This window comes from Acidobacteriota bacterium, from assembly GCA_016712445.1.
In the GTDB taxonomy this organism is placed as follows: Bacteria; Pseudomonadota; Alphaproteobacteria; order Caulobacterales; family Hyphomonadaceae; genus Hyphomonas.
The window spans coordinates 527,551-541,239 of sequence record JADJRB010000002.1 but is presented as its reverse complement, the minus strand read 5'-3'; the positions used below and the strand labels follow the sequence as shown (position 1 = coordinate 541,239).

The window sequence follows — 13,689 nt, the reverse complement described above, 5'->3', positions numbered from 1 at the left end:
ATCACTGGCCTCGCATAACACCTATCCAAGACGTGGACTACCGATGGCTTATGACGCCCCGACGGACGAAATCGAGTTTTCTCTCAAGGCTGTAGCGGGCCTGGGTCAGGTCGCGGGGCTGCCGGGACTGGAGGCCTATGATGAGGATATCGTCGGGCCAATCCTCGAAGAGGCGGCCAAGCTTGCGCGGGATGTTCTGGCGCCGCTGAACCCGGTTGGCGATTCGCAGGGCGCGCGGCTTGAGGCGGACGGCGTGATCGCGCCGGACGGCTTCAGGGCCGCCTATGATGCCTTCCGCTCCGGCGGCTGGATGGGGCTCGCGGCCCCGGAAGCCTGGGGCGGCCAGGGACTGCCGCGCGCGCTGGCGCTCGGCGTGATGGAAATGTTCCACGCCGCGAACATGGCGTTCGGCCTGTGCCCCATGCTGAGCCAGGGCGCCATCGAGGCGTTGCTCGCGCATGGCACGGACGCGCAGAAGCAGACCTACCTGCCGCGCTTGGTTTCTGGCGACTGGACCGGCACGATGAACCTCACCGAGCCGCAGGCCGGCAGCGATGTCGGCGCGCTGTCGACCAAGGCGGTGCCGAATCCCGATGGCAGCTTCGCGATCACCGGTCAGAAAATCTACATCACCTGGGGTGACCACGACCTCACCGACAACATCATCCATCTCGTGCTTGCGCGCCTGCCGGGGGCTCCGGCGGGTTCGCGCGGCATCTCGCTGTTCATCGTGCCGAAGTTCATCGTCAACGAAGACGGCTCGCCGGGCGCGCGCAACGCTGTGCGCTGCATCGGCCTCGAGAAAAAGATCGGGATCCATGCCAGCCCGACCTGCGTGATGGAATACGCCGGCGCGACCGGTTGGCTGATCGGCGAGGCCAACAAGGGTCTCGCGTGCATGTTCACGATGATGAACTCGGCGCGCCTGAACGTTGGGCTCGAAGGCGTCGGCTTGGGCGAAGCGGCCTATCAGGCGGCCTTCAATTATGCGCAGGAACGAAAACAGGGAAAAGCGGATGGTGTGGCCGGCGCTGCGCCAATCCTCCACCATGCCGATGTGCGCCGTACACTGATCACCATGCGCGCCCGCGTCGCAGCGGCCCGTGCGATCTGCTATGCCTGCGGTGTGGCGGCCGATCTTGCCCACGCCTCCAACGTGCCCGCGATCCGCGCCGCCTCAAAGGCCCGCGAAGACCTGCTGACGCCGATTGCGAAGGCCTGGAGCACCGACATGGGTGTGGATGTCGCGAGCCTTGGCGTGCAGGTGCACGGCGGTATGGGCTACATGAGCGAGACACTCGCCGCGCAGCTCTACCGCGATGCGCGCATCGCGCCGATCTATGAAGGCACCAATGGAATCCAGGCCATCGATCTTGTCGGGCGCAAGCTCGCCGGCAATGGTGGCACGTCGATGCGTGCCATGCTGACGGAGATCGACGAGACCGTCCGCCTCGCGCGTTCGACGAACGATCCGCAATTCGTGCAGCTGGCCGAACGGCTCTGGGCTGCTTCGAAAGCGCTCGCCGAGGCGACCGACTGGATGCTGGCGCGAATGAAAGACGAAGAGCAGGACAAGGCGCTTGCCGGTGCGACTGCTTACCTTGCGCTTGCGGGTGACGTGATCGGCGGGCACTTCCTGGCGCGCGCTGCGCTGGCCTCGCGCAGCATGGATGCTGACTTCCGCGCACGCCAGACGGCGCTTGCAGGTTTCTTCGCGGAAACATCCCTTGCCGCAGCGCCGGGCCGCGTGCCCGGCATCATCGAAGGCGGCGACCGGTTTCTTGCCAACAGCCGCGCATTGTTCGGGATCGGATAGTCACATGGCCGCCTGGACGAAGACATACGACGGCGCCGAGCCGGTACGGATCAACAAATGGCTGGCGCTCGAAGGCGTATGCTCGCGCCGCGAAGCCGATGCGTTGATCGAGCAGCGTCTGGTCGAACTGGACGGCAAGGTCGTCACCGAACTCGGCGAGCGCATCCTGCCGGGCCAGACGATCAAGCTGAACGCCAAGGCGGCCAACAAGCTCGACAACCAGTTGTCGATCGTTCTGAACAAGCCGGTGGGTTATGTGTCCGGAACGCCGGAGCCGGGCGAGACGCCGGCCATTCGTCTGATCACGGAGAAAACGCTGGTCGGTCAGGCGCCCGCTATTCCGGGCCGCAACAACAAGATGGCGCCGCTCGGGCGGCTCGACAAGGACTCGCGCGGCTTGCTCATCTTGTCCGAAGATGGTGTGCTCGCAAAGGCCGTGATCGGCCCCCTGAGTGATGTCGACAAGGAATATGTCGTCAAAGTCCTCGGCGAGATCACGCCTGAAAAGCTTGCGCTGTTGCGCCATGGACTCGAACTCGATGGCCGCAAGCTGCGACCCGCAAAGGTCAATGCCGAGGGCGAGGACACGCTGCGCTTCATCCTGAACGAGGGGCGCAACCGCCAGATCCGGCGGATGTGTTCGCTGGTCCACCTGCGCGTCGTTGACCTGCAGCGGATCCGCGTTGGCCCGATCGAACTGGGCGGCCTGCCACAGGGCAAGTGGCGCCCCCTGAGCCACAAGGAACGCGCCGCCCTGGTCGCTGCCAGCGTCGGCAAGACCGAAAGCGCCAAGGCCGCCAAAAAGGCGCCGGCCCCTGGCCCCAAGGCCCGCAAGGGCGCGAAATCGAAGGAAGTGGCTTCCGAGCTGGCGCCCAAAGTTCCGTACAAGACGCGCTCTTACGGCCTGACCGGGGAAGGGTTCCGCCGCACCAAACTGCCGCCCCGGCCCCGGTCGCCCATCAAGTAATCTTGACCCTGCGTGACGGCTCGACCTGTCCTACATGAGGTATATCGTTCCGTATGGACGGATTTGAATCAGCCCCGCGTCAGCGCCCCAAACTGGCTTACCCGCTGGGCGATGTGACCCCCGATATCGCGACCACGCTGACCATCGCGCCCGGCATCGAATGGGTGCGGATGCCGCTGCCGTTCGCGCTGAAGTTCATTAATCTCTGGCTCATTGACGACGGCGACAGCTGGACCATCGTCGACACCGGCCTGCCGCTTCCGGAAACCAAGAGCGCCTGGCGCCAGCTGCTGGATGCGCGCGTGACGCCTGAAAAGCCGCTCAAGCGGGTCATCATCACCCACATGCACCCCGATCATGTCGGCAGCGCCGGCTGGCTCTGCCACAAGTACGGCGCCGAGCTGTGGATGAGCCGGCTGGAATACATCACTTGCCGCATGCTGGTGGCCGATACCGGCCGGCAGGCGCCAAAGCAGGCGCTGGAATTCTACCGCCGCGCCGGGTGGAGCGAAAAGGCGCTGGACAATTACAAGGCCCGTTTCGGCGGCTTCGGCCGGGGCGTCAGCCTGATGCCGGACGGGTATTTCCGGCTCTCGGATGGCGACGAGTTTGAGATGGCGGGCGCGACCTGGCGCGTCATCACAGGCGCCGGCCACTCGCCGGAACACGTCTGTCTCTACTGCCCCGAGCGCAACATCCTGATCTCCGGCGACCAGCTTCTGCCGCGCATTTCGTCCAACGTGTCGGTCCACCCGACCGAACCGGAGGCCGATCCGCTCGAGGAATGGCTGGACAGCTGCCGCAAGCTGATGGCCGCCGTGCCGGAAGATTGCCTCGTGCTGCCGGCCCATAACGAGCCGTTCACCGGCGCCCACAAGCGCCTCCAGCACCTGATCGACGGTCACGAAGTGGCGCTGACGCGCCTGCGCAACCGGCTCGAGAAGGGGCCTGCCACTGTGCTGGATACCTTCGTTGCGGTGTTTGGCCGCGCCATTGACGGCGACGAGCTCAGCATGGCCACAGGCGAGGCGCTGGCGCACCTGAATTACCTCAAGCATCGCGGGGAACTGGCCCTCGACCTCTCGGCCGACGGGGTGACCCGCTACGGGCTCGCGCATGTGGCCCAACCGGGCGAATAACAGTCCGTTCGGCGTTTTCGCCTTCGCAGCGCGGAGGCTTTTCGTCTAAGACTGCGCCCGCAACCGAGCTTTGAGGTCCGAATGCCGAGCGAAATCGACGTCCCGTCGCAGCCCACGCCGCCGGCGTCCACCTGGGACAAGGTCAAGCGCGAGCTGAAGGAATGGGGTGCCACACTGGCGATCGTCGCCCCGGCATTCCTCCTGTTCACCGGCCTCCTGTACGAGCAACGGGTGATTCCGTCCGAAAGCATGGTGCCGACCCTCGAAGTCGGCGACCGCGTGGCTGTGGCGAAGTTCGCATTCGGCTACGGGCGCTACTCGCTGCCGCTGAGCCTCGGCCGCTACCTGCCGCTCGGCCACGGCCGTTTTTTCCCCAGCCTGCCGGAACGCGGGGAAGTCGTCGTGTTCGAGCACACTCATTCCGACCGGGTGATGATCAAGCGCGTGATCGGATTGCCTGGCGATACGGTGCAGATTCTCGGCGAAACCCTCATCGTGAACGGCGAACCGGTCGAGTCCGAGTACATCCGGGACGTGCGCTATGTGCCCGACAAGGAAGCTGTGATTGAGACGGTCCAGGAATGGCAGGAGACCATCGGCGACCGCAGCTGGATCACCCATCGCGGGCTGAGGGGCCGTCCGGTCTCGGATTCGCTGTTGTTCGTGGTGCCTGAAGACCACCTGTTCATGATCGGCGACAACCGCAACAATTCCTATGACAGCCGCGAGCCGTCGGGCCATTGCCCGCCGATCAACGGCGTCATTGACCGCGCCGATTGCCCTGTGCGCGGCAATCCCGACGATGCGTCCATCGGGTTCGTGCCGGTCGATCACCTGATCGGGCGCGCTGACACGGTGCTGCTGACGTTCCACCGCTGCAAGCTGCAGGACAATGTGCCGTGCCGGAAACGGGTCTGGCGCCCGCTCTGAGGCTGCAATCCGGCCCTGTCGGTCCACGCTCGGCGCTTGCTCCGGCGCGACAACCCCATTAGTCGGAAGGGGCGGGCAAGGGGCCCCTGACGAAACACCCACGACGAGGAAGGACGATGCCAGAAACGACATCGGCTGGGTCGCCGCGAGGTCCCATCATCATTTCGCGGCATGGCCGTCCGGCGCTGGACCGGCGGGCAGGGCCGCGTCTGGGCTGGCGTGAATACATCGACTGGTGGAGCCGCTACGAGGCGGGCCCGCTTGCTGACGGCCAGCAGGCTCCGAAGGCTCTCATGGACATCGTGGCGGACGCCGACGTGGTCTTCGCTTCGGGCCGCCTGCGCGCGCAGCAAACGGCCGGCAAGGCACTGCCGCACAAGCCGGCCTCGCACGATCCGGTGTTCAACGAAGCGCCTCTGCCGCCGCCCAAGGTGGCCGGCGTCCGCGCCCTTCCGAAAACGTGGAACGTGCTGGCGCGCGGCGCCTGGTTGGCGGGTCATTCCCTCGACGGCGAATCGTCATCCGAGGCGCAGCTGCGCGCCAAGATCGCTGCGCTCCGGCTGCATGAAGCGTCCGAGCGGGGCAAGGTCTACCTGGCGGCCCATGGCTGGTTCAATCGCATGCTTCGCCCGGAGCTGCGCCGCCTCGGCTGGGTCTGTGTCGAAGACGGCGGCGACCGCTACTGGAGCTACCGCGTCTACCAGTACCGCGGGCGATAAACGTGTGCGGGGACCGTATTTCGGTTGTCGCCCCGCGATACGGGCTCTAGAACCAGAGCCACCCCGACCCGAGGACGACCTTTGCAGATGGCTGACACCAAGACCCGCCCCGTCGAGAAGATGAGTTTCGAAGAAGCGCTGGCCGAACTTGAAGGCATCGTGCGCCAGCTCGAGGCCGGTGACGTTGACCTCGAAAAGTCGATTTCGATCTATGAGCGCGGCGCTGCGCTGAAGGCGCATTGCGAGTCGCGCCTCAAGTCGGCCGAGCTGAAGGTCGAACAGATTGTGCAGGGTGCCAGCGGCCCGGCCACCGAACCCGCGAATTTTGATTGAGAGCCTGCGCGGGATATGGGGGAAGTTGCGGGTTTTGAGCAGAGGCTGAAGGAAGTTGCAGACCGGGTGACGGTTGCGCTCGACCAGCTGATCCCGCCTGCCAGCGGCCCTGAAGCCAACCTCATGCGCGCGATGCGACATGCCGCGCTTGCCAACGGCAAGCGCATGCGGCCGTTCTTCGTGCTGGAGACCGGCGCCATGTTCGGCGCTTCGGAAAAAACGCTCCTGCGCACAGCTGCCGCCCTCGAATGCGTGCACTGCTATTCGCTCGTTCACGATGACCTGCCGTGCATGGACGATGACGACTTCCGGCGCGGACAGCCCACCGTTCACAAGGCGTTCGACGAAGCCACCGCCGTTCTCGCCGGTGATGCATTGCTCACCCTCGCGTTCAAGATCCTGGCGTCCAGCGAGACTCATGACGATCCGGCGATCCGGATCCAGCTGATCGAACGCCTCGCAGATGCATCGGGCGCGAGGGGCATGGTCGGCGGCCAGATGATCGACATGCTGGAACATGACAGCCCGCGCGATCTGAACACGATTACCCGCATGCAGCGGTTGAAGACGGGCGCACTGATTTCCTATGCCACCGAAGCCGCCGCGATCATCGGTCATGCGCGCGAGGCCGAGCGCAACGCGCTGGCCGGGTTCTCGAATGACCTCGGCCTCGCCTACCAGATCGCCGACGACATCCTTGACGCCGAAGGCGATGAAGACGTCGCCGGAAAGCCGCTCCGCACCGACCAACCGGCCGGAAAAGCCAACTTTGTGTCCCTTCTCGGCGTTGACGGCGCCCGCCAGCGGGTGCGCCTCCTTGCGGCTCAAGCCAAGGAACATTTGGCGATTTTCCGTGACAAGGCCGTGATCCTGCTGCATTCGGTCGATTATGTGTTGAACAGACCGCGTTAAAACGGTCTGGCCCACAACCCGAGAAGATCACGCGTGATGACTGAAACCAGACCTAACCGGCTGCTTGATTCCATCAATTCCCCGTCCGACCTGAAGGGCCGATCACGGGCGGAAATCAAGCAGATCGCCGCTGAAGTCCGCGAAGAGGTCATCGATGTCGTGTCGGTAACCGGGGGCCATCTGGGGTCCGGCCTCGGCGTGGTTGAACTCACGGTTGCAATCCACTCGGTTTTCAACACGCCGGACGACAAACTCGTCTGGGATGTCGGCCATCAATGTTACCCGCACAAGATCCTGACCGGTCGCCGCGACCGCATGCGCACCCTGCGCCAACCGGGCGGCCTGTCCGGCTTCACCAAGCGGTCCGAGAGCATTTACGACCCCTTCGGCGCCGCCCACGCCTCGACCTCCATTTCGGCCGGACTCGGCTTTGCCAAGGCGCGCGACCTGCAAGGCGGCGACAACCATGTCGTCTGCGTGATCGGCGATGGCTCGATGTCGGCCGGCATGGCGTACGAAGCCATGAACAATGCCGGCGCCGACAAGTCGCGCCTGATCGTCATCCTGAATGACAACGACATGTCCATCGCCCCGCCAGTCGGCGCGATGAGCCACTACTTCTCGCGCCTCGTCTCGTCGCGCCCATACCGGGGCCTACGCCGCTTCGCCAAGAAGGTGGTGACCCCCATGGGTCTGGAGTCGCCCGCCCGCCGTGCCGAAGAATACCTGCGCGGTTTCGCCATGGGCGGCACGATGTTCGAGGAAATGGGGTTCTACTATGTTGGCCCGGTCGACGGGCACGACCTCGATACGCTCATTCCGATCCTCGAGAACATCAAGGCGATGCAGGACGGTCCCATCCTGCTGCATGTCGTTACCCAGAAGGGCAAAGGCTACGCGCCGGCCGAGAACTCGGCCGACAAGTATCACGGTGTGTCCAAGTTCTCGGTGATCACTGGTGAACAGGCCAAGGGCGCCGCCGGCCCGCCGTCCTACCAGAAGGTCTTCGGCCAGACGCTCGCCAAGCTCGGCGAAACGGATGACAAGATCTGCGCCATCACCGCCGCCATGCCATCCGGTACGTCCACGGACATTTTCGGCGCTCGGTTTCCCGAGCGACACTTCGATGTGGGTATTGCGGAGCAGCACGCCGTCACTTTCGCCGCCGGTCTCGCCGCCGATGGCATGAAGCCCTTCTGCGCAATCTATTCGACGTTCCTGCAGCGCGGCTATGATCAGGTCGTGCATGATGTTGCGATCCAGAAGCTGCCCGTGCGTTTTGCAATGGACCGCGCCGGACTTGTTGGCGCCGATGGTGCAACCCATGCCGGCAGCTTCGATATCGGATATCTCGGCGCGCTGCCCGGCTTTGTCTGCATGGCCCCCGGCGACGAGGCGGAACTGGCACTTATGGTCAAAACGGCGCCGGAAATCGACGATGGCCCGAGTTCGATCCGCTATCCGCGCGGCGAAGGCATCGGCGTGAAAATCCCCGCCGACCTGAAAGCATTGGAAATCGGCAAGGGCAGGGTGGTGCGCGAAGGCACGACCATCGCGATCTTGTCCTACGGCACCCGCCTTCAGGCATGCCTGAAGGCCGCCGACATGCTGTCGGCCCAGGGGCTCAGCGCTACGGTGGCCGATGCCCGTTTCGCCCGCCCGCTGGACGGCGAACTCGTGGAGAGCCTCGCGAAAAACCACGAAGTGCTCATCACGATCGAGGAAGGCGCACGGGGCGGTTTCGGCAGCTTCGTGCTGGAACACCTCGCCAATGCCGGCGCGATTGATAATGGCCTGAAGGTCAGGGTGATGACACTGCCCGACATTTTCCAGGACCAGGACACGCCCTTTGCGATGTATGAGACGGCCGGCCTCAATGCCCGCCACATCGCCGCGCGTGCCATCGAAGCCCTTGGCCGGGGCGACCTTTCAGCTATCGAACGCGCCGCCCGCGCTTAACGCCCCCGGCGCCACAGTTTCACCTCAGTTCGGCCCTGTCGCCGCTTGGCTTGGCAAGCTAAGCAAGGCGCGGCGCAGGCTCATTCTGGCGCTCGTTCCTGATTCCCCACGGAGAAAACCGATGCTTCGTCCTATCCTGTTCGCCGTCGCCTCTGCGCTTGTACTGGGCGCCTGTGCCTCGTCGCCGGACACCTCGACCGCCCCCAAGCCTGGTGCTTCGCAGACCGTTGTGCCGTCGCAGTTCGAACTCGCGATGCAGACTGCCGACGAGCTGGTCAATGCCGGCAATACGCCGACCGCCATCCAGCGCCTGATGCAACTCGTCGGCGATACCGGCCTGACGCCGATCGAGCGTTCGGACGTGCTCTACAAGCTGGGTGACCTCAGCGCCTCGCCCACCGGCTATGACAGCGAAGGCGCTGTCGAATATTTCGGCGAAGTGATCGCCGACTTCCCGTCGACGACCGCAGCCTCCCTTGCATCTGCCAAACTGCCGGGAACCGAAGCCGCCGTTGCGCGCGACATCGCCATCATCGATTCCGTCGATTCGGCGCGGTCCGAACAGTTCCTCGCCATGATGCGTCTCGGCCGTCACCAGAGCGCTATCGACCTGATGGTCGCCAACGACATCCTGCCGGGCAACGAAGAGCTGCTGGCGATGTACCAGATCGGCTATCTCTGCGACGACTCCAACCTGACCGGACGCGCCTATTCGGTGACCGACCGCGATGGCACCGTCCGCAACCTGCGCTTTTGCGATTTCGGAAAGTGATCTAGCCTGGTCCCCGATAGGGGACGGGACATGACCACAGTGGAATACCGCCACAGGGCGTCGGTGATCGAAAAATCCGAGGCCGTGTGGCGGACAACACCTGGCGCTCTCGAGCGGGTGTCAGAGGGGGGCGCCGTCGTCTTCCGTGTGCCGTACGCGAACATCCGCTCGGTGCGGCTCGCCTTCGCGCCGGGCCGGTTCCAGACCGGCCGATTCCTGATGGAACTCACCGGCGCCCGTTCGCAGCTCACATTGACCAACCTGCATTTCAAGGGCTTCGCAGACTTCGAAGACCGGTCCGACACCTTCTTCCCGCTCATCCGGGAAGTGGTGCGCGGTGTGGCGGCGGCAAATCCGGAAGCGAAGTTCCAGGCCGGTGAACAACCTGCACTTTATCTCCTGCTGCTCGCCTTCGCGCTCGGTTCGCTGGCCCTCTTGGCGCTGGTCGTAGCCTTCCTGCCCATCGCGCCCGGAAACGTTTCGCTGTCGGCCGTGCTTAAGCTGGGATTGATTGCCTTCAGCCTGCCTTTGCTTCTGTCATGGGCCGTCAACGCGCGGCCCCGGCGGTTTGACCCGCACATGGGGCTTGAAGCCGTGCTCAAGGCACGCAGCGCCTGAAAGCTGCCGGCATGTCATTTTCAGCCGCTGGCCCTTCAAACGGCGGGCGGGACATGATTTGTGGGGTGCAGAGAAACCATCCGGAGGAGACGGCACATGGCCGAAGGCGCAAGTTCAAACTGGCCTGCAATGACGATTGCCGCAGCCAACGCAGCCCTGGCGGGCGAGGGGTCGCCGGTCGAACTCGAAGATGCCGTGATCCGCGGCGTGCCGATGAAGGTGTACAAGAACGCGCCGCCGACGATCAACGCGATCCTCGACGCTGCCGCCGAACAGTTCGGCGATCGCACTTACATCGTATACGAAAACGAGCGGGTCACCTTCCGGGCAATGCAGCTCGCCGCCCGCAAGCTGGCGCACCACCTGAAGACGGCCTGCGGCGTGACCAAAGGCGACCGCGTCGCCGTCATCATGCGCAACTATCCGGAGTGGCCGCTGGGCTTCTACGCCGCCCTGAACCTCGGGGCGATTGCGACGCCGATGAACTCCTGGTGGACCGCCGAAGAACTGGAATACGGCCTCTCGTTCGCAGGCGTAAAAGCCGCCATCATGGACGCGCAGATCTACGAGCGCATCCGCGGGCAGCTCGACCGCCTGCCGGACCTGAAGCACATCCTGATCGCGCGCGACTCGGCCGAAGAGATTGCCGATCCGCGCGTGTCATCGCTCGATCCGGTCGTCGGACATCCGAACGACTGGGCAAAACTGCCGGACGCCGGTGCGTTGGGGGTGGCACTGGGGCCCGAAGACGACGCGACCATCATGTACACATCGGGCACCACCGGAAAGCCGAAGGGCGCGCTGGCGACCCACCGGGCTGTCCTTTCCAACATGTTCAACTCGATGACTTGCCAGGCGCGCATGTTCCTGCGCAAGGGCGAAGCCATCCCCGCGCCGGATCCGGACGCGATGCGCGCCACGCTGCTCGCGGTCCCGTTCTTCCATGCCACCGGCGCCTTTGCGATCCTCGTGCCGTCGGCCATCCGCGGTGACAAGATCGTGTCGATGTACAAATGGGACGCCGGGCAGGCCTTGCCGATCATCGAAGCCGAAAAGGTCACGTCCGTAGGCGGAGTGCCGGCCATCGCGTGGCAATTGCTCGAGCACCCCGACCGCGACAAGTTCGATCTCTCAAGCATACAGGTGATCTCGTATGGCGGCGCGCCTTCGGCCCCCGAGCTCGTGTCGACCATCAAGAAGCGCTTCCCGGATGTCGCCCCCGGCAATGGCTGGGGAATGACCGAGACCTGCGCGACCGCAACGCTGAATATCGGCGAAGATTACGTCCATCGCCCTTCCAGCGCCGGCGCGCCTCCCGGCGCGGTCGAGTTGAAGATCTGCGATCCCGAGGGCAAAACTTTACCGCCCGGCGAAGTGGGCGAGCTCTGGTGCAAGGGACCAATGAACTGCCGGCTCTACTGGAACCGCCCGGATGCCACCGCCGAAACTTTCCGCGATGGCTGGGTCGTCACCGGCGACCTTGCGCGCATCGACGAAGAGGGCTTCCTCTATCTCGTCGACCGCGCCAAGGACATGCTGATCCGCGGCGGCGAGAACATCTACTGCATCGAAGTCGAGAATGCGCTGTACGACCACCCCGCCGTCATGGACGCGGCCGTGGTCGGCATTCCGCACAAGGTGCTGGGAGAAGAGGTCGGCGCGGTGGTCCAGCTGAAGCCGGGCAAGACGGCGAGCGAAGCGGAACTGCGCGCGCATGTCGCCGGCCAGCTGGCTGCCTTCAAGGTGCCGAAGGAAATCCAGTTCCTGACAGAACCGCTGCCGCGCAATGCCAACGGGAAAATCCTGAAAGCCGAACTGCGCGAACGCTTCAAGACGAAAGCCTGACCTCATGACGATTGCAAAGCGCCGCATTGGCGACCGGGACGTGCATCCGGTCGGCCTTGGATGCATGAACATCACGCACGCCTACGGGCCGCCGCTGGACGAGGCGGAGGCGAAGGCGCTGCTGGTGCGCGCGCTGGATCTCGGATGCGATTTTCTCGACACGGCGACGATCTACGGCCTCGGCCGCAGCGAGGAACTGATTGGCGAAGCGCTCGGCCATCGCCGCAAGGAGTATTTCCTTGCCAGCAAATGCGTGCTCGGCTTCCGCGACGGGCAACGCGTGCTCGACGGGCGTCCGGAGGCGATCAAGGCGGCCTGCGAAGCCAGCCTGAAACGTCTGCGTACGGATGTCATCGATCTCTATTACCTTCATCGCCCGGATCCGAAGGTGCCGGTAGAAGACTCTGCCGGTGCGCTGGCAGACCTGGTGGCGGCCGGGAAGATCCGCTTCATCGGCCTCTCCGAGATGGGCGAGGACCAGCTGCGCCGTGCGCACAGCGTGCACCCGGTCGCGGCGTTGCAGTCGGAATATTCACTCTGGGTCCGCAATCCGGAGATAGCGGTCCTGAAAGCTTGCGAAGAACTGGGCGCTGCGCTCGTCGCATTCTCACCCGTCGGGCGCGGCTTCCTGGCCGATCCACCCGCTGATCCCGCAGCCTTCCATGCCAGCGACATGCGCCGCTCGATGTTCCCGCGCTTCTCGCCGGAATTCTATCCGAAGAACCTCGCGCTGCTGGACGAAGCCCGCGCCGTTGCCCGCGAAGCCGGCTGCACGGTCGCGCAACTTGCGCTCGCCTGGACACTGGCAAAGGGTGACCACGTGATCCCGATCCCCGGTACGACCAAGCGCGCTCACCTCGAGGACAATCACGCAGCGGCGACTGTAGTCCTCTCCGGCGCGCAAGTCGCGCGCCTCGATGCGCACTTCGCACCAGAGCACGCCGCCGGCCCGCGCTATAGCCCGGTCGGTCAGGCCAGCGTGACAACCGAGATGTACGACTTCGAGAAGGCGCTCCATGGCTGACAAGCCGCCCGTCGCGCTGGAGGCGCGCGGAGAGGACGGCGATGGCCGCCGCTACTCGCCCTCCGCCGCGCGAAACCGCGAACCGATCCGCGATGCCATCTCACAGCTGATATCCAGACCCGCCCGCATCCTCGAAATCGCCTCTGGAACGGGCGAGCATGGCGCGTTTCTGACGACCTCACTTCAGGGCGTCGACTGGAGCTATTCCGACATCGATCCCGAAAGCCTCGTCAGCCAGGCTGCGTGGAAGGCGCTCGATTCAACGGACCGTTTGCACGGACCGCTGACCATTGATGCGTCCTCGGACGATTGGAATTCGGCTGAAACCGGGGACGGCTGGGACGCCATATTCTCCGCCAACATGGTGCACATTGCGCCCTGGAGCGCCGCGACAGGACTCATCCGCGGGGCAGGGCGGCTGCTGGGGCCTGGTGGGCAATTGATCCTCTACGGACCCTTCGCCCGAGACGGCGTCATCGCGCCATCCAATGCCGCGTTCGACGAGAGCCTCAAGTCACGCAATCCGGATTGGGGCGTGCGCGACCTTGACCGGGATATTGTCCCTCTGACAGCCGCTGCGGGTCTCGCGCTGCATAGCGTCATCGAGATGCCGGCCAACAATCTGACCGTCAGTTTTCGCAAACGCGCCTGACGC

Annotated in this window: 13 protein-coding genes; all 13 read left to right on the top strand. The window is 64.6% G+C overall.

Annotation, left to right across the window (positions count from 1 at the left end; genetic code table 11):
- Window positions 1-43 precede the first annotated feature (43 nt).
- Window positions 44-1,816, top strand: a complete 1,773-nt coding sequence (locus tag IPK75_15515; GenBank protein MBK8199757.1) for an acyl-CoA dehydrogenase — start codon at window positions 44-46, stop codon at window positions 1,814-1,816.
- A gap of 4 nt (window positions 1,817-1,820) precedes the next feature.
- A complete protein-coding gene (locus tag IPK75_15510; protein MBK8199756.1) occupies window positions 1,821-2,783 on the top strand; it encodes an rRNA pseudouridine synthase in 963 nt (320 codons plus the stop codon).
- Between the two features lie 53 nt (window positions 2,784-2,836).
- Window positions 2,837-3,922, top strand: a complete 1,086-nt coding sequence (locus tag IPK75_15505; protein MBK8199755.1) for an MBL fold metallo-hydrolase — start codon at window positions 2,837-2,839, stop codon at window positions 3,920-3,922.
- A 153-nt stretch (window positions 3,923-4,075) separates the two neighbouring features.
- Window positions 4,076-4,852: a signal peptidase I gene (gene lepB / locus IPK75_15500; GenBank protein MBK8199754.1), complete on the top strand. Its 777-nt coding sequence runs from the start codon at window positions 4,076-4,078 to the stop codon at window positions 4,850-4,852.
- Window positions 4,853-4,968: 116 nt separating this feature from the next.
- Entirely contained in the window at window positions 4,969-5,571 is a 603-nt protein-coding gene (locus IPK75_15495; protein MBK8199753.1) for a histidine phosphatase family protein, read from the top strand.
- An 87-nt stretch (window positions 5,572-5,658) separates the two neighbouring features.
- Window positions 5,659-5,904 carry an exodeoxyribonuclease VII small subunit gene (locus IPK75_15490; GenBank protein MBK8199752.1) on the top strand — a complete coding sequence of 82 codons (246 nt, stop codon included), beginning with the start codon at window positions 5,659-5,661 and terminating at the stop codon, window positions 5,902-5,904.
- Between the two features lie 15 nt (window positions 5,905-5,919).
- On the top strand, window positions 5,920-6,816 hold the full coding sequence (locus tag IPK75_15485) for a polyprenyl synthetase family protein (GenBank protein ID MBK8199751.1): 897 nt from the start codon (window positions 5,920-5,922) through the stop codon (window positions 6,814-6,816).
- Window positions 6,817-6,852: 36 nt separating this feature from the next.
- The gene (locus IPK75_15480) at window positions 6,853-8,775 is read left to right on the top strand and encodes a 1-deoxy-D-xylulose-5-phosphate synthase (protein ID MBK8199750.1); all 1,923 of its coding nucleotides are present in this window, start codon (window positions 6,853-6,855) and stop codon (window positions 8,773-8,775) included.
- A gap of 121 nt (window positions 8,776-8,896) precedes the next feature.
- Window positions 8,897-9,547, top strand: coding sequence for a hypothetical protein (locus tag IPK75_15475; protein MBK8199749.1), 651 nt, complete (start codon window positions 8,897-8,899; stop codon window positions 9,545-9,547).
- A 30-nt stretch (window positions 9,548-9,577) separates the two neighbouring features.
- A complete protein-coding gene (locus IPK75_15470) occupies window positions 9,578-10,165 on the top strand; it encodes a hypothetical protein (protein MBK8199748.1) in 588 nt (195 codons plus the stop codon).
- A 96-nt stretch (window positions 10,166-10,261) separates the two neighbouring features.
- Window positions 10,262-12,010 carry an acyl--CoA ligase gene (locus tag IPK75_15465; protein MBK8199747.1) on the top strand — a complete coding sequence of 583 codons (1,749 nt, stop codon included), beginning with the start codon at window positions 10,262-10,264 and terminating at the stop codon, window positions 12,008-12,010.
- 4 nt (window positions 12,011-12,014) lie between these two features.
- Window positions 12,015-13,034, top strand: coding sequence for an aldo/keto reductase (locus IPK75_15460; protein MBK8199746.1), 1,020 nt, complete (start codon window positions 12,015-12,017; stop codon window positions 13,032-13,034).
- On the top strand, window positions 13,027-13,686 hold the full coding sequence (locus tag IPK75_15455) for a DUF938 domain-containing protein (GenBank protein MBK8199745.1): 660 nt from the start codon (window positions 13,027-13,029) through the stop codon (window positions 13,684-13,686). The genes IPK75_15460 and IPK75_15455 overlap by 8 nt, the downstream gene beginning before the upstream one ends.
- Window positions 13,687-13,689 lie beyond the last annotated feature (3 nt).